Raw genomic sequence first — 18,469 nt, forward strand, 5'->3', positions numbered from 1 at the left:
CGGTCCGTCGCCGCCCTGTTCGTCACGATTGGGGAGGAAATATGAGACGCAAGGTGTACGTCGAGGGATCCCGGCCGGACCTGCGGGTGCCGTTCGCGGAGGTCGTACTGTCCGGCGACAACCCGCCGGTTCGGCTCTACGACACGTCCGGCCCGGGCAGCGATCCCGAGGTGGGGCTGCCGCCGCTGCGCGGACCGTGGATCGCGGGGCGCGGCGACGTCGCGCCGGTCCGCGGCGCCGGCACGCCGCTGGCGGGGGAGCGGCCCACCCAGCTCGCGTACGCGCGGGCCGGCATCGTCACCGCCGAGATGGAGTTCGTCGCCATCCGCGAGGGCGTCGAGCCGGAGGTGGTCCGCGAGGAGATCGCGGCCGGGCGGGCCGTGCTGCCGGCCAACGTCAACCACCCGGAGATCGAGCCGATGATCATCGGCTCGCGCTTCCTGGTGAAGGTCAACGCGAACATCGGCACGTCCGCGGTCACGTCCTCGATCGCCGAGGAGGTCGACAAGCTCACCTGGGCGACGCGGTGGGGTGCGGACACGGTGATGGACCTGTCCACCGGCAAGCGGATCCACGAGACGCGGGAGGCGATCGTCCGCAACTCGGCCGTGCCGATCGGTACCGTGCCGATCTACCAGGCGCTGGAGAAGGTCGACGGCGACCCGGTCAAGCTGACCTGGGAGATCTTCCGGGAGACCGTGATCGAGCAGGCCGAGCAGGGCGTCGACTACATGACGGTGCACGCCGGGGTGCTGCTGCCGTACGTGCCGCTGGCCGTGAACCGGGTCACCGGGATCGTGTCGCGGGGCGGATCGATCATGGCGGCCTGGTGCCTCGCACACCACACCGAGAACTTCCTCTACACGAACTTCGCCGAGCTCTGCGAGATCCTGGCGCGCTACGACGTCACGTTCTCGCTGGGTGACGGCCTGCGGCCCGGGTCGATCGCGGACGCCAACGACGAGGCGCAGTTCGCCGAGTTGCGGACCCTGGGCGAGCTCACCCACGTCGCCTGGGAGCACGGCGTGCAGGTCATGATCGAAGGGCCCGGGCACGTGCCCATGCACAAGATCAAGGAGAATGTGGACCTCCAGCAGGAGCTGTGCGCCGGGGCGCCGTTCTACACGCTCGGTCCGCTCACGACGGACATCGCGCCCGCGTACGACCACATCACCTCGGCGATCGGCGCCGCGATGATCGGCATGTTCGGCACCGCGATGCTCTGCTACGTCACGCCGAAGGAGCACCTCGGGCTGCCCGACCGTGACGACGTGAAGGCGGGGGTGATCGCGTACAAGATCGCCGCGCACGCCGCCGACCTGGCCAAGGGCCACCCGGGCGCGCAGGACTGGGACAACGCGCTGAGCAAGGCGCGGTTCGAGTTCCGCTGGGAGGACCAGTTCAACCTGGCGCTCGACCCGGACACCGCGCGGGCGTACCACGACGCGACCCTGCCGGCCGCGCCCGCCAAGACGGCGCACTTCTGCTCGATGTGCGGCCCGAAGTTCTGCTCGATGAAGATCACTCAGGAGCTGAAGGAGTACGCGGCCCGCGGGATGAAGGACAAGAGCGACGAGTTCGTGAACGCGGGAGGTCGCGTGTACCTCCCGGTCACGTCGTGACGGCTCGGAGCTTGGGGGCTACTCGCCGAGGCCGCTGACCCAGTCCACGTAGTCGGAGTCCTTGCGGTGCCGGGGCTTGCCGTCCGGGCCGACGTCGCCGGGCCGCCGCCGCGGTGCCGGGGTGACCGGCAGCGGCGCGCTGATCGGATCCGGCTGCGGCAGCGGCGCGCTGATCGCCGTCGGCTCCGGAGTCAGCGGCCCGGCGGTCCGGCCCCGGGCGGCCGGGCGCAGGCTTCGGCCCAGCCGGCCACCCGCCGCGCGGGTCCGCCCGGCCGCCGGGGCCTGCAGCGCCTCGGGCGGCAGCGGGCGGGTCGCGGGCTCAGGCACGTAGGGCTCCGGCTCCGGGCTCGCGCCGCCCCGCGGGCGCGGGTCCGCGGCGGGCGACCGGGGCGCGTCCGGCGACCGGTGCTGACCGACCGTGTTCTGCTCGCCCCGGGCGAACGCGTCGAAGGGCGCGGGCTCGCCGGTGGCGTACTCGCCGACGGCCACGCCGGCGGTCTGCGGGCGGCCGATGAAGGCGTCCGCGACGTTCGCGCGCCGGCCCCGGCGGCGCGGCTTCTCCGGCTTGCGGCCGGGTGTCGTCGACTGCGGCCCGCCGAGCCGGGCGGTGGGCGGCCCGCCGGGTCCGGGCGTGGAGGTTCCGCCGCCGCGTCCCGACGCGGAGGCCGGCCGCGGTCCGGGCGGTCCGGCCTGCGGCCCGGCGGCCGGCTCGGTGCCGGGTGCCGGCGTGCCGCCGGTGCGTCCGCCCGACGGCTTACCGGCGGCGGTCTTCGCCGGGCGCGGCGGGCCGTCCCCGCCGTCGGAGACGGCCGGCGGGGCGGGGGAGTCGGACGACCCGCCGGCGGCGGCGATCTCCGACTCGGACCGTCCGGTCCGCTTCGGCAGCGGCGGCTTGTCCTGCCCCGGGTCGTCGGCCTCGTCCTCGTCCGGATCGGGACCGCGGCGCAGGACCGCGGCCAGCACCGATCCGAGCACTCCCGCGCCGGCGGCGGTCATCGCGGCCCAGAAGGGGACCACCTGGTAACGGTCGTCGCCCTCGCCCGGGCCCGCGATCAGGTACGCGAGCGTCAGCAGCGCCGGACCGGCGAGCCCGGCCAGCGCGATGGTCAGGGTTGGCAGTTCCCGCCGGCGGGCGATCCAGCCCAGCACCACGCCGATCAGCAGGGCCAGCGCGGGCATCGTGGCCAGCGCGGTCCGCTGCGTCACCGAGGGCGGCAGGAAACCGGCGTCGTACACACCCAGCCGGACGGCGGGCAGCGGGTCGCTCGGCGCCAGCGACGGCGCGACCGACACCACCGCGATCACCCAGACCGCGATGCCCGTCACGACGACGCTCCACCGCGCCACGGCCTGTGCCAGGGCGGCCCAGGCCGCGAAGATGCCGACCAGGGCGCCCAGCCCGGCGCAGATCGCGATCACGACGACCTCGTCGACGCCGGCGACCTGGGCCGTACGGGCCGGCTGCATGGTCAGCGGCACCACCACGCCGGCGCCGATCGCCGCCGCGAAGGAGAGCGCCAGCTCGGTGCCGACGCCGAGCCGCGCCGGACCCGGGGACCAGCGCCGCAGCAGCACCACGCCGGCGAGCGCGCCGGCAACGGCCGCCGTCATCGCGAACCAGGCGATCCACGCGAGCTGCGCCGTCCACTGATCACGCGTGGTCACGTCCAGCACGCGGGTGAGCCGCACGATGCCGAGGCCGTACGCCAAGCCGAGCTGACTCGCGCCGGCCAGCGCGGCCACGCCGAGGGTGGCCGACAACAGCTTGGCCCAGGTCCGAAATGCCATGCCAGGCACGTTACGGAATGCTCCGGGGCGCGGCCAGTCCAGGGCGCGCTTCTTAAGGCGGGCCAAACCTCCGCCTAGGCGGGATCGACGCCGGCCTTCAACTCAACGATGCGGCCGATATACACAGTGTCACCGGTGTTGGTCAGCATGTGGGTCTGGCCGGGCTCCCGGAAGACCACGCCGCCGGTCTCCTCCTCGACGGCGATGCGCTCGCCCGCGGCCGTGTGGATCACGTTCCTGGCGCCCTGCACGGCGACCACCACGTAGGCCAGGCCGTGGTGGTGCAGGGGCTGCGTCTCGCCCGGGCCCAGGGCGATGTGCCAGATCCGCACCCGGTCGTTCTCGAGCATGATCTTCTGCCCGACGGGGCTCAGCGCCTGCCCGCTCACAGCGCTCCTACCTGGGGGAGGACCCGGGAGGCGATCAGCTCCACGTGGTCGAGGTCCTTCATCTCGATGATCCGCAGGTGTACGCGGGTCGCGCCGATCGCGGCCAGCTCGCCGATGCGCTGCACGAGCGCGTCCGGCGATCCGACGACCGGATCCTCGGGCGGGAGGGCGCTCGGCACGTGCAGGGGCGCGGCCCGCCGCCGGGCCTCGTCCTCGGTACGCCCGATGGCCACCACCACGCCGGCCGACAGGGCGAGGCTGCGCCCGTGGCGCTGGGCCGCCTCGCGTACCCGGGCGAAGCCGGTCGCCGTCTCCGCGACGGTCTTGAACGGCATGTTGAACTCGTCCGCGAAGCGGGCGGCGATCTCGGGCGTGCGCTTCGGGCCGCGGCCGCCGACGATGATCGGCGGTCCGGGCCGCTGCACCGGCTTGGGCAGCGCGGGCGCGTCCAGCAGCCGGTGGTGCTTGCCGTCGTAGGAGAAGCGCTCGCCGTCCTTCGTCGCCCACAGCCCGGTGATGATCTCGAGCTGCTCGGCCAGCCGGTCGAAACGCTCGCCGAGCGGCGGGAACGGGATGCCGTACGAGGTGTGCTCGCGCTCCAGCCAGCCGGCGCCCATGCCCAGCTCGACCCGGCCGCCGCTCATCGCGTCCACCTGGGCGACCATGATCGCCAGTGGTCCGGGCAGCCGGAACGTCGCCGAGTTGACAAGCGTGCCCAGCCGGATCCGGGAGGTCTCCCGGGCCAGGCCGGCCAGGGTGATCCAGGCGTCGGTCGGGCCGGGCAGGCCCGGGTCGGCGCCCATCGACTGGTAGTGGTCGGCGCGCAGGAACCCCTCGAAGCCGGCGTCCTCGGCGAAGCGGGCCAGCCTCAGCTGGTCGTCGTAGGTGGCGCCGCGGTGCGGCTCCGTGAACAGGCAAACGCGCATGGGCCGTCCTATGCCATCAGTAGTTCGTGCAGCTCCGCGCTGCAGCGGGCCACCTCTTCCAGATGTGCTCCCCGGCCCAGCGTGCGAGGGCGGGGGATCTTGATATCGAGGACCTCGCGGATCCGGCCGGGTCGCGGGCTGAGCACGACCACCCGGTCGGCGAGAAGCACCGCCTCGTCGATCGAATGGGTGACGAAGACGATCGTGGTGCCGAGCTCCATGTGCACCCGCTGCAGCTCGCCGGAGAGCTCCTCGCGGGTCAGCGCGTCCAGCGCGGAGAAGGGTTCGTCCATGAGCATCAGCCGCGGGTTGGCGATCAACGAACGGCACAGCGCCACCCGCTGCTGCATGCCGCCGGAGAGCTCGTGGGGCAGCCGCTTCTCGAAACCGGTCAGGCCTGTCTTGGCCAGCAGCTCGTGCGCGCGGCCGCGGTGCGCGGCCTTGCGCCAGCCGAAGATCTGCACCGGCAGGAGCACGTTGTCGAGCACCGAGCGCCAGGGCAGCAGGGCCGGGCGCTGGAACATCATGGCGATGTCGCGGCGGGGCCCGACCACCCGGTCGCCGGAGACCCGGATCTCGCCCGCGGTCGCCGGCAGCAGGCCCGCGATCAATCGCAGCAGTGTGGACTTCCCGCAACCCGAGCGGCCGAGGACGGCGACGAACTCGCCGTCGCGCACCTCCAGGTCGATCTCCCGTAGCGCTTCCACAGTGCCGCGACGGCCCGCGAACGTACGGGAGACGCCGGTGAGACGGATCATCTGCGCGCGCTCCCATAGGGTCGGATCAATGCGCTGACACTGTAGCCATCCCGTGTTGCTGCGTAGTCATCAGCCTGTCCACAAGGGTGTTCGAGACCGACCTGACATCGATCATCGTGTTGCCTTCCCCTACGCTAACGCGCGAGTTCCGCACAACACCTCCCGGCGCCGGTGCACCCTCCGCCCGACGCCGGCCAGCTCAACACCCTCGGTTGGGAAGGAACATGGTGCACAGAAGAACCTTCACCCGCACGCTCGTGGCCGCCGCGCTGGCCACGACCCTCGCCGCCGCAGCCGGTTGCAGCGACGACGGCGACGACAGCACGGGCAGCGGCGCGCAGACGCTGGAGAAGATCACCTATCTGACCTCGTTCGGCAACTTCGGCCGTGACGCATACGCCTACGTGGCGAAGGAGAAGGGCTACTTCCGCGACGCCGGATTCGACGTCGAGATCAAGCCCGGCGCCGGCAGCGGCGAGAACATCAAGCAGATCGTCGCCGGCCAGGCGCAGTTCACCCCCATCGATCTCACCGGTGGCCTGTACGCCGCGGGCGGCGCCGGCAAGGTCACCGGCTTCACCGCGGTGGCGGCGATCCAGCAGCGCACGATGGCCGCGGTCATGTCGCTCGACGGCTACGGCGTCAACTCGCCGAAGGACCTCGAGGGCAAGACCCTGGCCGACCTGCCCGGCTCCGTCGTCCGCAACCTGTTCCCGACCTACGCCAAGGCCGCCAACGTGGACGCCACGAAGGTCAAGTTCGTGAACGGGACGCCGCAGACGCTGTTCGGCACGCTCGCGCAGCACAAGGTGGACGGCATCGGCCAGTTCGTGGTCGGCAAGCCCACGATCGAGAACATCGCCAAGGGCAAGACGGCGGTGCTGCTGCCGTACAGCGACTACCTGCAGGACCTCTACGGCAACGCGCTGATCACCTCGACCAGCTACGCCAAGGAGAACCCGGAGAAGGTGAAGAAGTTCACCGCGGCCCTGCTCAAGGGGCTGCAGGACTCGATCACCAGCCCGGACGAGGCCGGCACCGTCCTGAAGAAGAACGTACCGACCGCCGACCCGAAGTCGGCCGCGGCCGAGCTGACGCTGATGGGCCCGTTCGTGCGCTCGGAGGCCTCCGGTGTTCCCGTCGGCGCGCTGGACAGCCAGCGGGTCGCGCGCAGCATCGCCATTCTGCAGGGCTCCGGTCAGATCCAGGCCGGGCTCACGCCCGAGCAGGTCATCGACTTCTCCCTGGTGCCGAACGCCTGATCCGGCTCCGGCGCGGGGCCCGTCGCACGTCGGGCGGGCCTCGCGCCGCCGGGGAGTGGGAGCGATACACATGACCGACCAGGCGACGGCCCCCGGCCCCGACGCGGCGGCCCCCGCGCGCCACCGCGGCCTCTCCGCCGTGGCCTGGCCGGTGCTCGGCCTGGCCATCGCGGTCACCGTCTGGTGGGGCTGCACCGAGGTCTTCGCGATCAACACGGTCGTGCTGCCGTCGCCGCCCGAGGTGGTCGACGGCTTCAACCGGTACCGCGAGTTCCTGATCACCGAGACCTGGCACACCGCGTACGCGACGGTGCTGGGTTTCGTCCTGTCCGTGCTGGTCGGCGTGCTGATCGGCATCGCCATCGCGGCGTGGCGGCCGTTCGAGCGGATGTTCTCGCCGCTGCTCGTCGCGTTCAACGCGGTGCCGAAGGTGGCGCTCGCGCCGCTCATGCTGATCTGGTTCGGCTACGGGCGCACGCCGATCCTGGCGATGGCATTCATGGTCTGCTTCTTCCCGATCGTGCTGTCCACCGCGACCGGCCTGACCAGCACCCCGGCCGACCTGGCCGAGCTGGCCCGGTCGATGGACGCGTCCCGGCTGCAGACCTTCGCCCGGGTGCGGCTGCCCGCGGCGCTGCCGCAGATCTTCGTCGGGCTCAAGGTGGCGATGCCGCTCGCGGTCATCGGCGTGGTCGTCGGCGAGATGCAGTACGGCGAGAGCGGCCTCGGCACGATCATCGTGCAGACCAGTGGCCAGGGTGACACCGCGACCGCGTTCGCGGCGATCAGTCTGCTGGCGGCGGTCAGCATCGTCCTCTACTACGTCCTGGTGCTCGTCGAAAGACTACTTCTCCCCTGGGTCAGGGCGACTACCTCGCGGCGCTGAGGCGTACAGCGAAAAGCCGGCCGACGAGAACGCCGGCCGGCTTTTCGCGGTGGGTGTATCCGTCAGCTCAGCAGCCGCCAGCGACCGCTGCGGGCCACCAGCAGGGTCAGCGCCTGCGGCATCAGACCGGAGTGGTTGTCGGGGGTGAGGCGGATCGGGCCGGAGAGGCCGTCGGTCTGCGAGGTCTCGAGCACGTCCCGGATGCGCTGACGGTCGCCGCCCACCTTGGCGACCGCATCGGCGATCAGGTCGACCGCGTCGGCCGCGAACGACGCGACGCCCGAGTAGGTGCCGTACCGGGAGGTGTAGTCGCGGAACCACTGCTTGCGGGTGGCCTTCGCCGGCGTCGTCGCGATCACGTCGTCGATCGCCAGGATCTGGGTGAAGACCATTGTCGTCTTGTCGGTGGCGTCCTTCGCCGCCTGCGGCAGGAAGAGGTCGCCCGCGGCGGCCGCGTCGAAGTAGACGTCGCCCGTGTACGCGGCGGCCTTTGCGCTGGTGGCGGCGAGGGTCGCCTGGTCGCTGCCGGCCCAGACGACGAGCGCCTGCGGCTCGGCGTCGGTCAGCGTGCCGACGGTCTGGGTGATGTCGGTGGCGGTCGGCTTGACCGGCAGGGCGGCGGTGACGTTGATGCCGGCCTTCTTGAGCTCGGCCGTCATCTTGGTCTTGCCGCCGCGGCCGTACAGGTCGTCGGAGTAGAGCAGTGCGGCGCTCTTGGTCTGCTTGCGGACCAGCTCGGCGACCAGCGCCGCGGAGCTGTCGGTCGAGTTCGGGCCGAGCTTGAAGACGTACCGGCGGCTCGCGACCGGGGTGGTGACCTCGTCGGCCGCGGCCAGCGCGATCGTCGGGATCTTCTGGTCGTTGATGGTCTTGGCGGCGCCGACCACGCAGGCGTCGCAGGAACCGGTGATCACGGCGGCGATCGTCGGGTCCTTGGCGAACGTGCTGATGTTGCGCAGCGACGCGGTCGGGTCGGACCGGTTGTCCTGGATGCGCAGGACCAGCCGGCGTTCACCCAGGACGCCGGACGCGTTGACCTGCTCGACCTTGAGTTGCAGGGCGCGGGTGTATGCGAAGTCGACCGTCGAGCCCGAGGCCAGGTCGGCGCCGATCACGATGTCGGTGGTGTCGCCGGATTCGGTGTCCGAGTCGCAGCCCGTGAGTGCGGTGACGATGAGCGTCGCCGCGATCACGGACGCCGTCAGACGGCGGGGGAGCCTCACTGCGGGTGCCTCCTAGAGGGCGGAGCACGGGTTTGAACCATCTCGGCGAACGCAACGTTGTCCGGTGTGGACCGCGCGAACACGGACAGCCCGTCCGTCCAATCGCGCCAAACCTTGCCAACGTGAAGGTCCCTGGTCAAGCTGTGCCGAATATGGTGAGCGGGATAGCTTTCCCACATAGTGGTTGGAATCTTGATGCATATGCGTCACCGAACCAACACGGATAGTTGCGACGATTACATTCGTGCACTTCAACGCCTACGCATTGTCGATTGTTGAACCGAATAGGTGATTGCCAGCGCGTTGTGAACGCTGTTTCCGGAACGTCTCAGGCTTCCCAAACGGTTGCCGGTTCTGATGAAATCGCGGCCGTGCCGCGTGTGGCACCAGCCCTGCCGCTTGATTCGGCTGGGCCCGGGCGACAGCACTCGGGCGGGCGCAGAGATGCGGGGATGACCAGCGAGGAGATGTCGTGAGCACCGGTTCTTCGGCCCAGGCTTCGACCTATCCCGCGGCTGCCGCCGACCTACCCGCGGGTAGCGACGTGGAGGCCGGCCGGTCGGGCGGGTTCGGCACCCGGGAGCGGCGGGGCCGCATCCCCAGGCTCCGGGACGCCAGGATTCGTTCCAAACTGGCATTGATTCTCTTCGTGCCGCTGCTCGCGGTGCTCGCGCTCGCCACCGTGCGTCTCGTCGACGTCGGCGGCCGGGCGCTCGACGCCCGCCAGGTGGAGGACCTGACCCGGATCTCAACTGACATCTCCCAGCTCACTCAGTACCTGCACAAGGAGCGGATGGCGGCCGCGCAGTACCTCGCCGCCCCGGGCGCCAAGCCGGACGACTACAACGCCGCGATCGCGCAGAGCGACGCCCGGATCCAGGGGTACACAGCCGACCGTCGGGGGCTCGACGAACCGCCGGCCGCCGTGCACGACCGGCTCGCCCGGATCGACGACCACCTGCAGACGATGGACGCGACCCGGAAGAAGATCACCGATCGCGACGAGATCGCGATCTCCGAGGCGGTGCTGCGCTACAGCGTCGTGATCACCGACCTCGTCGGCTACGGCGAGGTGCTGAGCCAGTACGCGGGCGAGGGCACCGTCGCCGACAGCCTGCGCGCCGTGTCGGCGTTCGCCCGGGCCAAGGCCGGCACCGCCGAGCAGGAGGCGGTCGCCTACGCGGCCCGCGCCTCCGGCGACGTCAGCGCCGAGCAGCTCTCCGTCTTCACCGCCACCCAGACCAGCCAGCAGGAGGCCCTCGAGGGCTTCGCCCTGGTCGCCACCCCGCAGCAGCAGTCGCTGGTGGACAACACGGTCACCGGCGACGCGGTGAACCTGGCCGACGGCATCGCCATCCGGCTCACCCGCTCCGCACCGGTCGCGCCGCTGGAGATCACCCAGTCCTTCGGCGCGGTGGTCGACCTGATGCGCTGGGCCGAGCAGCGACTCGAGCAGCAGGCCCTCGCCGAGGCCGTCGACGAGAGCGCCTCGGTCACCCGCCAGGCCGCCGTCGAGACCAGCCTGGTCCTGCTCACCCTGATCCTCGCAGTCGCGCTCGCCGTGGTGCTGGCCCGCTCGCTCAACCTCTCGCTGCGCCGCCTGCGTGAGGGCGCGCTGGCGGTGGCCAACCGCGACCTGCCCGACGCGGTCGCCCGGCTGCGCGACGTCCGCAACCTGGGCGACGGCGGCGCCGACGACATCGTCCGGCAGGTACGCGACCCGATCCGGCTCAACAACCGCGACGAGGTCGGACAGGTGGCGCAGGCGTTCAACGTCGTGCACCGCGAGGCCGTACGCATCGCGGCCGAGCAGGCCGCCCTGCGGACCAGCGTCTCGGCGATGTTCCTCAATCTGGCCCGCCGCTCGCAGAGCCTGGTCGACCGGATGATCGGCGAACTCGACCAGATCGAGCGCGGCGAGGAGGACCCGAAGCGGCTCGCCCAGCTCTTCGAGCTCGACCACCTCGCCACCCGGATGCGCCGCAACGACGAGAACCTGCTGGTCCTCGCCGGCGCCGACTCCAGCGCCCCCCGCCGCGAGGACGCCCTCGTCGTCGACGCCCTGCGTGCCGCGCAGTCCGAGGTCGAGCTCTACAACCGCATCGAGTTCGGAACGGTCGACACCGACATCTCCATCATGGCCGTCGCCGTCAACGACGTCGTCCGCCTCGTCGCCGAGCTGCTCGACAACGCCACCCGCTTCTCGCCGCCGAACACGGTCGTCGTCGCGGACGGCCGGCGCATCCGCGACTACGTGGTGATCCAGGTGGAGGACCGCGGCCTCGGCATGTCCGAGGAGCAGATGGACTCGCTGAACCGGCGGCTGGCCGAGACGCCCGACGTCGACGTCGCCGCGTTCCGCCTGATGGGCCTGGCCGTCGTCAGCCGCCTCGCCAGCCGGTACGGCATCCGGGTCGAACTGCGGGCCAACATCGAGGGTGGGACCGTCGCCCAGGTGGTGCTCCCCAACCACATCGTCATCCTGCCGAACACCCGGTCGATGGACCAGTCGTCGCGCGGCAACCGCCAGCTCGACCCGGCGCCGGCGAGCTGGAACGACCCGATGCCGCTCGGCCGGGCCAACGCCGCCACGGCGACCCTGCCGGCCATCTCGCCCGAACCGTGGGGCCAGCGCTCCGGCGGCTTCCCCGCCATCACCGCGCCGCAGCAGCCGCCGCACCCGCAGCTTCCGGTTCCGCCCTCACACCTGCCGGGTCGCGGCGACGGCCCGCCGACCCCGGACCGCCCGGCGCTGCCCAAGCGCGGCGACGCTCAGCCCGCCGATCGTCCGCCCCTGCCGATCCGCGTCCCGCAGCCGGCGGACCCCGCACCGGCGTACGGCGCCGGCTCGCCGACGAAGGCCTATCCGGCGATGACCACCACCGCGCCGGACCGGCAGGTCCAGCAGAGCCTCGCGCCGGCGACGGGCTTCGTCACCCCGGACGGTGCCACGATCCCGGCACCGCGGCGCCCGGCGAGCCCCAACCCGAACGGCTGGGGAGCCGCGCTCGCCTCCATGCCTCCGGCCCCGCCGCCCCCGGTACCCGCGCTGGCCGAGGAGGCCGGCGAGACCTCGCCGATCTTCCTCGAAATGCAGCAGAGCTGGTTCAAGGGCCACGACGGCCCGATCTCCGAGGAGTGGAGCATGCCGACCGCGGGCTACGCGCCACCGCCGAACCAGCCGCAGTCCCCGGCCGCCATGGCGGCGCCGGTTGCGGCGCAGGCCGCGGCGCCGGTCGCCGAGGCGGCCCCGGTTGCGCCGCCGGCGCCCGCGGCACCACCGGTCTCCAAGCCCCAGAACGCGGGGCAGAATGGTTCGCGGCCGGCGGAAGCCGGCCCGGACAACGGTGCACAGACACTGCCCCGGCAGCGCAGGTCGGCCGAGGATGCCTGGCGCACCGCCGCCGACGACGGATGGCAGCGGGCGATGGCGGCGGCAGAGCCCGTCGTCAGCGACACCACCCGCTCCGGACTACCCAAGCGGGTACCCCAGGCCCAGCTCGTCCCCGGTGGCGTGCAGAGCAGCCCGCGTAATCAGAACCGTCGCAGCCCGGATGAGGTGCGCGGGCTCCTCTCCGCGTACCACCGTGGTGTGCAACGCGGGCGTACGGCCGGCAGTGAAGAAGCTGTCGTGGACGCCCCTGCTCCGAAGGAGAACGAACAGTGACCAGGCCCCCCACCATGCAGGACATGGGCTGGCTGCTCAGCAACTTCGCCGACAGCGTGGCAGGTATCGCGCACGTCGTCGCGGTCTCCGCGGACGGCCTGCTGCTGGCCTCGTCGCGGGATCTGCCGGCCGACCGTGCCGATCAGCTCGCCGCGATCACGTCGGGCGTCGTCAGCCTCACCGACGGCGCCTCGCGCATGTTCAACGCCGGCGAGGTGCAACAGACCATCATCGAGATGGACAGCGGATACCTCTTCCTGATGTCCATCAGCGACGGATCGTCGATGGCGGTGCTCGCGGCGCGCAGCTGCGACGTCGGGCAGGTCGGCTACGAAATGGCTCTGCTGGTCGAGCGGGTCGGTGCCGCCCTGGTGCCCGCACCCCGTGAGGCCGTGGCACACCAGGTCTGACCTGGAGCAATATCCGCACCGAAGCCGTTGGAACGCCGGAAGGAGGTGACCGCACGATGGGAGAACCGCATGATCCCAGGGGCAACCTGGTCCGTCCGTACGCGGTCACCCGGGGCCGGACCGAGCCGAGGCGTGACATCCCCATCGAGGCGGTCCTGGTCGCCAGCCAGGCCGCCGTACAAGAAGCCCGGTTCGCCGGGCATGACAAATACCGCATCGCCGTGCTGTGCGAGCCGCGGGCGCAGTCGCTGGCCGAGATCGCGGCCTACAGCAGGCTCGCGCTGGGCGTAGCCCGGGTTCTTGTCGCCGACATGGTCGCCGACGGGTTGTTGACGCTGCACAGTGCCGCTCCCAAACAAGGCTTCACGGAGCGGATGGATCTGCTGGAAAGGGTGTTGAGTGGACTTCGCAAGCTCTGAGCGGGCGGGGGCGCAACCCAAGGAGATCACCTCCGCGAAGATCGTCATAGCCGGCGGCTTCGGCGTGGGCAAGACGACCCTCGTCGGTGCGGTCTCCGAGATCGAGCCGCTGACCACCGAGGCCGTGATGACCTCGGCCGGTCAAGGCATCGACGACGCGTCCAAGGTGCCCGGCAAGGAGACCACCACGGTCGCCATGGACTTCGGCCGCATCACGATGGCCGAGGATCTGATCCTGTACCTCTTCGGCACGCCCGGCCAGACCCGGTTCTGGTTCATGTGGGACGAGCTGATCAGGGGCGCGGTCGGTGCGGCAGTCCTGGTGGACACCAGGCGCATCTCCGACGCCTTCGCACCGCTCGACTACTTCGAGAACCGGCACCTGCCGTACCTGGTGGCGCTGAACTGCTTCGACGGCGCACCCAGATACGAACCGGACGAGGTCCGCGAGGCCCTGGCCATCTCGGCGCACGTACCGCTGATCATGTGCGACGCGCGGCACCGGGACTCGGTGAAGGCCGTGCTGGTCGGGGTGGTCGAGCACGCGATGGCGACCCTCGTGGCCGAGCAGGGCAGGGGATTCCCGGCGACCGTCGGCTGATCCCCTGCCTCAGGGGCGGTCCGCGACAGGTCGCAGGCCGTCCCTCCGGGTCCGGCTGTCGCGCCCGGTCAGGCGGGCAGGCGGTATCCGCGTTTGACGACCGTCTGGATCACGCCCGGCGCTCCCAGGCCGGCCCGGAGGCGGGCCACCGCCATCTCCACGGCGTGTTCGTCGGCGCCGCGGGGGAGGGCCCGGAGCAGGGCCGCCCGGGACAGCACCCGGCCCGGCATCGCGGCCAGCGCTCGCAGGACCGCCATCGGGGCCGGGGCCAGCGGCCTCAGGTCCCCGTCCACGATCGCCGCGTGGCCGCGCAGCACGAGGGTATGGCCCGCCACCTCGAGCTTTACCGCCCTCTTGGGCAGTTCCTCGATGATTGTCCGGACCAGGGCGCTCACCCGGGCCCGGGCCGGGGTCACCACCGGTACGTCGTGGCGGCGCAGCGGGGCCGCCGTCACCGGGCCGACGCAGGCCGTCAGCACGTCGCCGCGAAGGGCGTCCAGCAGGGTGTCCGTGCTCGGGCCGGCCGCGCTCAGCAGCGCGGCCACCGCCGGGGCTGAGGTGAACGTCACGGCATCCACCAGGCGACCCGTGATCAGGTCCACCAGGCGTTGCAGGGGCGCCGGGTCGAGCGGTGGCGCCCATCGGTAGACCGGGACCTCGATCACCCGGGCCTTCGCGGCCTCCAGCGCCTCCGTGTACTCCGGCTGGCTCTCGCCGTGCAGTTGCATCGCCACCGTCAGGCCGGCGATGCCGCGGCCCGCGAGGTGTTCCACCACTTCCTCGTAGCTCTCGCCCTCCGGCGACCACTGGTCCTGCAGGCCGGCCGACCTGATCGCCGCGCGTGCCTTCGGGCCCCTCGCCACCAGATATGCCCGGGACAGCACCGCCCGCAGCGGCTCAGCCAGACCCCAGGCCTCCGCCGCCTCCAGCCAGCCGCGCATGCCGATCCCCGTGTTGACAAGCACGATGTCCGGGGGCGTCTCCAGGCAGGCCCGGGTCGCCGCCCTCAGCTCGGCGTCGTCCGCGATCGGGACGATGCGCAGCGCCGGGGCGATCACCACGCGCGCGCCGCGGTTCTCCAGCAGGCCCGCCAGCTCGTCGCGGCGACGGTCGGATGTCACGCCGATCGTGTAACCGGACAACGATGCCGTCGGCGCCGTGAGTGCCGATGCCGTGATCACGGTTCTCCGAGGTCCCCCGGTCCGGTCCGTCATCCGGCGATCCGCCCTCCCCACACCTTTGCGCCTTTTCCAACGCGGCGAGGCCGGCGGTGGCCGGCGCCGGCCTGTGGCCCGGCACCGACGGGATCGATGCCAGGTTGAAAAGGGCTCATCGTGCGGAGAGGGTCTTCAAGAAGCCGCGGCGTGGCCGACCGGTCCACCGAAGGGCACGCTCGGAGTCCGCCGTCCTCAGCGTCGACCCGCTCCCATGTCACGCTTACGTACTCCGCCGTACCTCCGGCCGGCACACGCCGCGGCTTTGTGCCGAGCCGCAGTACCGGCTCGGCGGGCACCGCCAGGTCCGTCCTCAACCCTGGCGGCGGCTCGTGGGTGGTGCTCCTGAACGCACTGCCGGGCCGGAGCCCTGGCCGCGTCGTCGCGGTGACCGCACCACTCGCCATGTCCCGAAGCGTGCCGGTGGGTAATTTCGGACTCGGGTCCCATATGTTTCGAACCTGCTAAGAGGCATTCACGTACGCTTGGTTACTACCGTGGGTGGAATCACGCAGCCCCGTGTCGGCGCGCCGCGGGGCACCGCCTAAACTGGCGGCGCTACGTTATCCGGTCCCGTCTGCACGGCGGGCCCACCGCCCGTTTTGACCGCGCGCCGCGCAGGCGGGTATTGTTGCCTGCTGTTGTGCGACAGCTGCGAGCGTACCCGTTCGGGGTATGTTTGATGTTCGTGCGTCTTGCGACCAGCGCGCGCCCCCAGACCGACGACGAGACAAGGTAATTCTGTGCGTACGTACAGCCCGAAGCCGGGTGAGATCGAGCGTCAGTGGCACATCATCGACGCCTCCGACGTCGTTCTGGGCCGGCTCGCCACCCACACCGCCACCCTCCTGCGGGGTAAGCACAAGCCCACGTTCGCCCCGCACGTCGACACCGGCGACTTCGTGGTGATCATCAACGCGGGCAAGGTCGCGCTGACCGGTAACAAGCGGCAGACCAAGGTCGCGTACCGGCACTCCGGCTACCCGGGCGGCCTTAAGCAGGTCGGCTACGAGGAGCTGCTGTCGAAGCGGCCCGAGCACGCGGTCGAGCTGGCCGTCAAGGGCATGCTCCCGCACAACAAGCTCGCACGTCAGATCCTCAAGAAGCTGAAGGTCTACCCGGGCGCCGAGCACCCGCACGCCGCGCAGCAGCCGGTGCCGTTCGAAATCAAGCAGATCGCGCAGTGAGCGCGGGCGAAGGAAACAGCATGACCGACATCGTCGAGCCCGAGGTCGTCGAGACCGTCGAGGAGCCTGCCGCCGAGGCCCCCGCCGAGACTGTTGTGGTCGTCGAGGCGCCCGCGCCGGCCGTTCGCGCCCCGCGCCCGGGTGACCGTCCGATCCAGACCGTCGGCCGCCGCAAGGAGGCCATCGTCCGGGTGCGCCTCGTGCCCGGCAGCGGCAAGATCACCTGCAATGGCCGCGACCTCGACGCCTACTTCCCGAGCAAGGTGCACCAGCAGCTCATCCGCGAGCCGTTGAGCACCGCCGAGAAGGCAGAGCAGTTCGACGTGATCGCGAACCTGCGCGGCGGTGGCATCACCGGCCAGGCCGGCGCTCTTCGCCTCGGCATCGCCCGCGCGCTCATCACGAACGACCCGGACGACCGCCCCGCCCTGAAGAAGGCCGGCTTCCTGACGCGGGACTCCCGGGTCAAGGAAAGCAAGAAGTACGGTCTCAAGAAGGCCCGCAAGGCTCCGCAGTACTCGAAGCGCTGATCGCAGCGCTCGTCTTGCACCACGTCTGACCGACGGCCGGGTGCGCCCCCTCGCTTTGGGGCGCGCCCGGCCGTCCGCGTTTTCCCTCCCCGCACAAACTGCACTGGTCCGCCCCTCCGCGAGTGGGGGCAGGAGGCCGGCGAAAGGAACGACCGCCATGGGGCGACTCTTCGGCACGGACGGCGTACGCGGCCTCGCGAACGGCGACCTCCTCACTCCGGAACTGGCCCTGTCGGTCGCCGTCGCGGCCGCCCGGGTGCTCATCGAGAGCGACGCCAGCCATCAGCCGCTCGCGATCGTGGGTCGCGACCCCCGAGCCAGCGGCGAGATGCTCGAGGCCGCGGTCGTGGCGGGCCTGACCAGTGCCGGAGCGAACGTGGTCCGGGTCGGCGTGCTGCCGACGCCCGCGGTCGCCTTCCTCGTCGGCCAGACCGGTGCGGACCTCGGCGTGATGTTGTCCGCCTCGCACAACCCGATGCCGGACAACGGCATCAAGCTCTTCGCCCCCGGCGGCCAGAAACTCCCGGACGAGCTCGAGGCCAAGATCGAGGCCGCCGTCGCGGACGGGCACGGACTCGTCGGACGCCCGACCGGCGCCGGCGTCGGCCGCGTGCACGACCTGCTCGACGGCGCCGAGCACTACATCAAGCACCTGGTCGAGTCGACGCCGCACAGCCTCGCCGGCATCAAGGTCGTGGTCGACTGCGCGAACGGCGCGGCCAGCGAGGCCGGCCCGACCGCCTATGCGGAGGCGGGCGCTGAGGTCATCGCGATCCACGCGGAGCCCGACGGCCTCAACATCAACGACAACTGCGGCTCGACGCACCTCGAGGCCGTACGCGAGGCCGTCCTGGCCAACGGCGCCGACCTGGGCCTGGCACACGACGGCGACGCCGACCGCTGCCTCGCCGTGACCGCCGCGGGCGCCGTGGTCGACGGCGACCAGATCATGGCGATCCTGGCGCTGGCCATGCGCGACGCCGGCACCCTGACCGACGACACCCTGGTGGCGACGGTCATGAGCAACCTCGGCCTGCGCCTGGCGATGAAGCAGGCCGGCATCCGGCTGCTGGAGACCAAGGTCGGCGACCGGTACGTGCTGGAGGAACTCGCCGCGGGCGGCTTCGCCCTCGGCGGCGAGCAGAGCGGCCACATCGTGATGCCCGCGTTCGCAACGACGGGCGACGGCGTGCTGACCGGCCTGCACCTGATGGCGACGATCGCGTCGAGCGGCAAGTCGCTGGCCGACCTGGCAGCGGTGCTGCACAAGCTGCCACAGGTGCTGATCAACGTGCCGGTCAAGGACCGCCAGGCGGGCGCCGCGGCGCCGACCGTGCAGGCGGCCGTGGCGCTGGCGGAGAACGAGCTCGGGGAGAGCGGGCGGGTGCTGCTACGCCCGTCGGGCACCGAGCACCTCGTGCGCGTGATGGTCGAGGCCGGCACCGAGGAGCAGGCGCGGACCATCGCGGAGCGCGTGGCCGACGAGGTCCGGGCGGCAAGCCCGGCCTGACCCCGGTCTGTGCTTTGCGTTCGGGATGGGAACGGTCTGATCTTTTGGCGCCCGGACGTTTGCGCCCGGACGTGAGG

At 71.4% G+C, this 18,469-nt stretch carries 16 protein-coding genes; 10 read left to right on the forward strand and 6 right to left on the reverse strand.

Translation table 11 applies throughout. The features are described from left to right. Positions 1-41 precede the first annotated feature (41 nt). Complete coding sequence (thiC, locus tag AB0B58_RS24980) at positions 42-1,622, forward strand: phosphomethylpyrimidine synthase ThiC (protein WP_360227978.1); 1,581 nt, start codon at positions 42-44, stop codon at positions 1,620-1,622. An 18-nt stretch (positions 1,623-1,640) separates the two neighbouring features. Here the strand turns inward: thiC and AB0B58_RS24985 are convergent, their stop codons facing one another. The 4 genes from AB0B58_RS24985 to AB0B58_RS25000 all read right to left on the reverse strand — a co-directional run bounded on the left by AB0B58_RS24985 (position 1,641) and on the right by AB0B58_RS25000 (position 5,483). Beyond that, on the reverse strand, positions 1,641-3,410 hold the full coding sequence (locus tag AB0B58_RS24985) for a hypothetical protein (RefSeq protein ID WP_360227981.1): 1,770 nt from the start codon (positions 3,408-3,410) through the stop codon (positions 1,641-1,643). Positions 3,411-3,484: 74 nt separating this feature from the next. Further along, the gene (locus AB0B58_RS24990; protein ID WP_360228101.1) at positions 3,485-3,760 is read right to left on the reverse strand and encodes a cupin; all 276 of its coding nucleotides are present in this window, start codon (positions 3,758-3,760) and stop codon (positions 3,485-3,487) included. A 35-nt stretch (positions 3,761-3,795) separates the two neighbouring features. After that, positions 3,796-4,725, reverse strand: coding sequence for an LLM class F420-dependent oxidoreductase (locus tag AB0B58_RS24995; RefSeq protein ID WP_360227984.1), 930 nt, complete (start codon positions 4,723-4,725; stop codon positions 3,796-3,798). Positions 4,726-4,733: 8 nt separating this feature from the next. Beyond that, a complete protein-coding gene (locus tag AB0B58_RS25000) occupies positions 4,734-5,483 on the reverse strand; it encodes an ABC transporter ATP-binding protein (RefSeq protein WP_360227987.1) in 750 nt (249 codons plus the stop codon). A 224-nt stretch (positions 5,484-5,707) separates the two neighbouring features. On the opposite strand from AB0B58_RS25000, the gene AB0B58_RS25005 reads away from it, so the two are divergent. Together AB0B58_RS25005 and AB0B58_RS25010 are read left to right on the forward strand one after the other, a co-directional pair. Next, entirely contained in the window at positions 5,708-6,745 is a 1,038-nt protein-coding gene (locus AB0B58_RS25005; RefSeq protein ID WP_360227990.1) for an ABC transporter substrate-binding protein, read from the forward strand. A 70-nt stretch (positions 6,746-6,815) separates the two neighbouring features. Then, complete coding sequence (locus AB0B58_RS25010; protein WP_360227993.1) at positions 6,816-7,631, forward strand: ABC transporter permease; 816 nt, start codon at positions 6,816-6,818, stop codon at positions 7,629-7,631. A 62-nt stretch (positions 7,632-7,693) separates the two neighbouring features. On the opposite strand, the gene AB0B58_RS25015 is transcribed toward AB0B58_RS25010, so the two are convergent. Next, positions 7,694-8,854: an ABC transporter substrate-binding protein gene (locus AB0B58_RS25015; protein ID WP_360227996.1), complete on the reverse strand. Its 1,161-nt coding sequence runs from the start codon at positions 8,852-8,854 to the stop codon at positions 7,694-7,696. Positions 8,855-9,398: 544 nt separating this feature from the next. Between AB0B58_RS25015 and AB0B58_RS25020 the strand changes: the two genes are divergently transcribed. The 4 genes from AB0B58_RS25020 to AB0B58_RS25035 are packed head-to-tail and all read left to right on the forward strand — an operon-like array spanning position 9,399 to position 13,951. Beyond that, entirely contained in the window at positions 9,399-12,521 is a 3,123-nt protein-coding gene (locus tag AB0B58_RS25020) for a nitrate- and nitrite sensing domain-containing protein (protein WP_360228104.1), read from the forward strand. After that, on the forward strand, positions 12,518-12,931 hold the full coding sequence (locus tag AB0B58_RS25025) for a roadblock/LC7 domain-containing protein (RefSeq protein WP_184997610.1): 414 nt from the start codon (positions 12,518-12,520) through the stop codon (positions 12,929-12,931). Before AB0B58_RS25020 ends, AB0B58_RS25025 begins: the two co-directional genes overlap by 4 nt. 56 nt (positions 12,932-12,987) lie before the next feature. Beyond that, positions 12,988-13,350 (forward strand): DUF742 domain-containing protein, encoded by a 363-nt coding sequence (locus AB0B58_RS25030; protein WP_360227999.1) that lies wholly within the window; start codon positions 12,988-12,990, stop codon positions 13,348-13,350. Beyond that, positions 13,331-13,951, forward strand: a complete 621-nt coding sequence (locus AB0B58_RS25035) for an ATP/GTP-binding protein (protein ID WP_360228002.1) — start codon at positions 13,331-13,333, stop codon at positions 13,949-13,951. The genes AB0B58_RS25030 and AB0B58_RS25035 overlap by 20 nt, the downstream gene beginning before the upstream one ends. Positions 13,952-14,019: 68 nt before the next feature. Here the strand turns inward: AB0B58_RS25035 and AB0B58_RS25040 are convergent, their stop codons facing one another. Beyond that, positions 14,020-15,165: a uroporphyrinogen-III synthase gene (locus tag AB0B58_RS25040; RefSeq protein WP_360228005.1), complete on the reverse strand. Its 1,146-nt coding sequence runs from the start codon at positions 15,163-15,165 to the stop codon at positions 14,020-14,022. Positions 15,166-15,908: 743 nt separating this feature from the next. Here AB0B58_RS25040 and rplM point away from each other — a divergent pair. The 3 genes from rplM to glmM all read left to right on the forward strand — a co-directional run bounded on the left by rplM (position 15,909) and on the right by glmM (position 18,392). Further along, positions 15,909-16,352: a 50S ribosomal protein L13 gene (gene rplM / locus AB0B58_RS25045; protein WP_360228008.1), complete on the forward strand. Its 444-nt coding sequence runs from the start codon at positions 15,909-15,911 to the stop codon at positions 16,350-16,352. Positions 16,353-16,372: 20 nt separating this feature from the next. Next, entirely contained in the window at positions 16,373-16,882 is a 510-nt protein-coding gene (gene rpsI, locus AB0B58_RS25050) for a 30S ribosomal protein S9 (protein WP_221478910.1), read from the forward strand. A 157-nt stretch (positions 16,883-17,039) separates the two neighbouring features. Then, positions 17,040-18,392: a phosphoglucosamine mutase gene (gene glmM / locus AB0B58_RS25055; RefSeq protein ID WP_360228013.1), complete on the forward strand. Its 1,353-nt coding sequence runs from the start codon at positions 17,040-17,042 to the stop codon at positions 18,390-18,392. Positions 18,393-18,469 lie beyond the last annotated feature (77 nt).

The organism is Actinoplanes sp. NPDC049118 (assembly GCF_040648555.1).
Taxonomy (GTDB): Bacteria; Actinomycetota; Actinomycetes; order Mycobacteriales; family Micromonosporaceae; genus Actinoplanes.

What these genes read in the sequence shown, in the direction of transcription:
- thiC (WP_360227978.1), top strand. Translation starts at nt 42, where the DNA reads ATGAGACGCAAGGTGTACGTCGAGGGATCCCGGCCGGACCTGCGGGTG.
- AB0B58_RS24985 (WP_360227981.1), bottom strand. Translation starts at nt 3,410, where the DNA reads ATGGCATTTCGGACCTGGGCCAAGCTGTTGTCGGCCACCCTCGGCGTG.
- AB0B58_RS24990 (WP_360228101.1), bottom strand. Translation starts at nt 3,760, where the DNA reads ATGCTCGAGAACGACCGGGTGCGGATCTGGCACATCGCCCTGGGCCCG.
- AB0B58_RS24995 (WP_360227984.1), bottom strand. Translation starts at nt 4,725, where the DNA reads ATGCGCGTTTGCCTGTTCACGGAGCCGCACCGCGGCGCCACCTACGAC.
- AB0B58_RS25000 (WP_360227987.1), bottom strand. Translation starts at nt 5,483, where the DNA reads ATGATCCGTCTCACCGGCGTCTCCCGTACGTTCGCGGGCCGTCGCGGC.
- AB0B58_RS25005 (WP_360227990.1), top strand. Translation starts at nt 5,708, where the DNA reads ATGGTGCACAGAAGAACCTTCACCCGCACGCTCGTGGCCGCCGCGCTG.
- AB0B58_RS25010 (WP_360227993.1), top strand. Translation starts at nt 6,816, where the DNA reads ATGACCGACCAGGCGACGGCCCCCGGCCCCGACGCGGCGGCCCCCGCG.
- AB0B58_RS25030 (WP_360227999.1), top strand. Translation starts at nt 12,988, where the DNA reads ATGGGAGAACCGCATGATCCCAGGGGCAACCTGGTCCGTCCGTACGCG.
- AB0B58_RS25040 (WP_360228005.1), bottom strand. Translation starts at nt 15,165, where the DNA reads ATGACGGACCGGACCGGGGGACCTCGGAGAACCGTGATCACGGCATCG.
- rpsI (WP_221478910.1), top strand. Translation starts at nt 16,373, where the DNA reads ATGACCGACATCGTCGAGCCCGAGGTCGTCGAGACCGTCGAGGAGCCT.
- glmM (WP_360228013.1), top strand. Translation starts at nt 17,040, where the DNA reads ATGGGGCGACTCTTCGGCACGGACGGCGTACGCGGCCTCGCGAACGGC.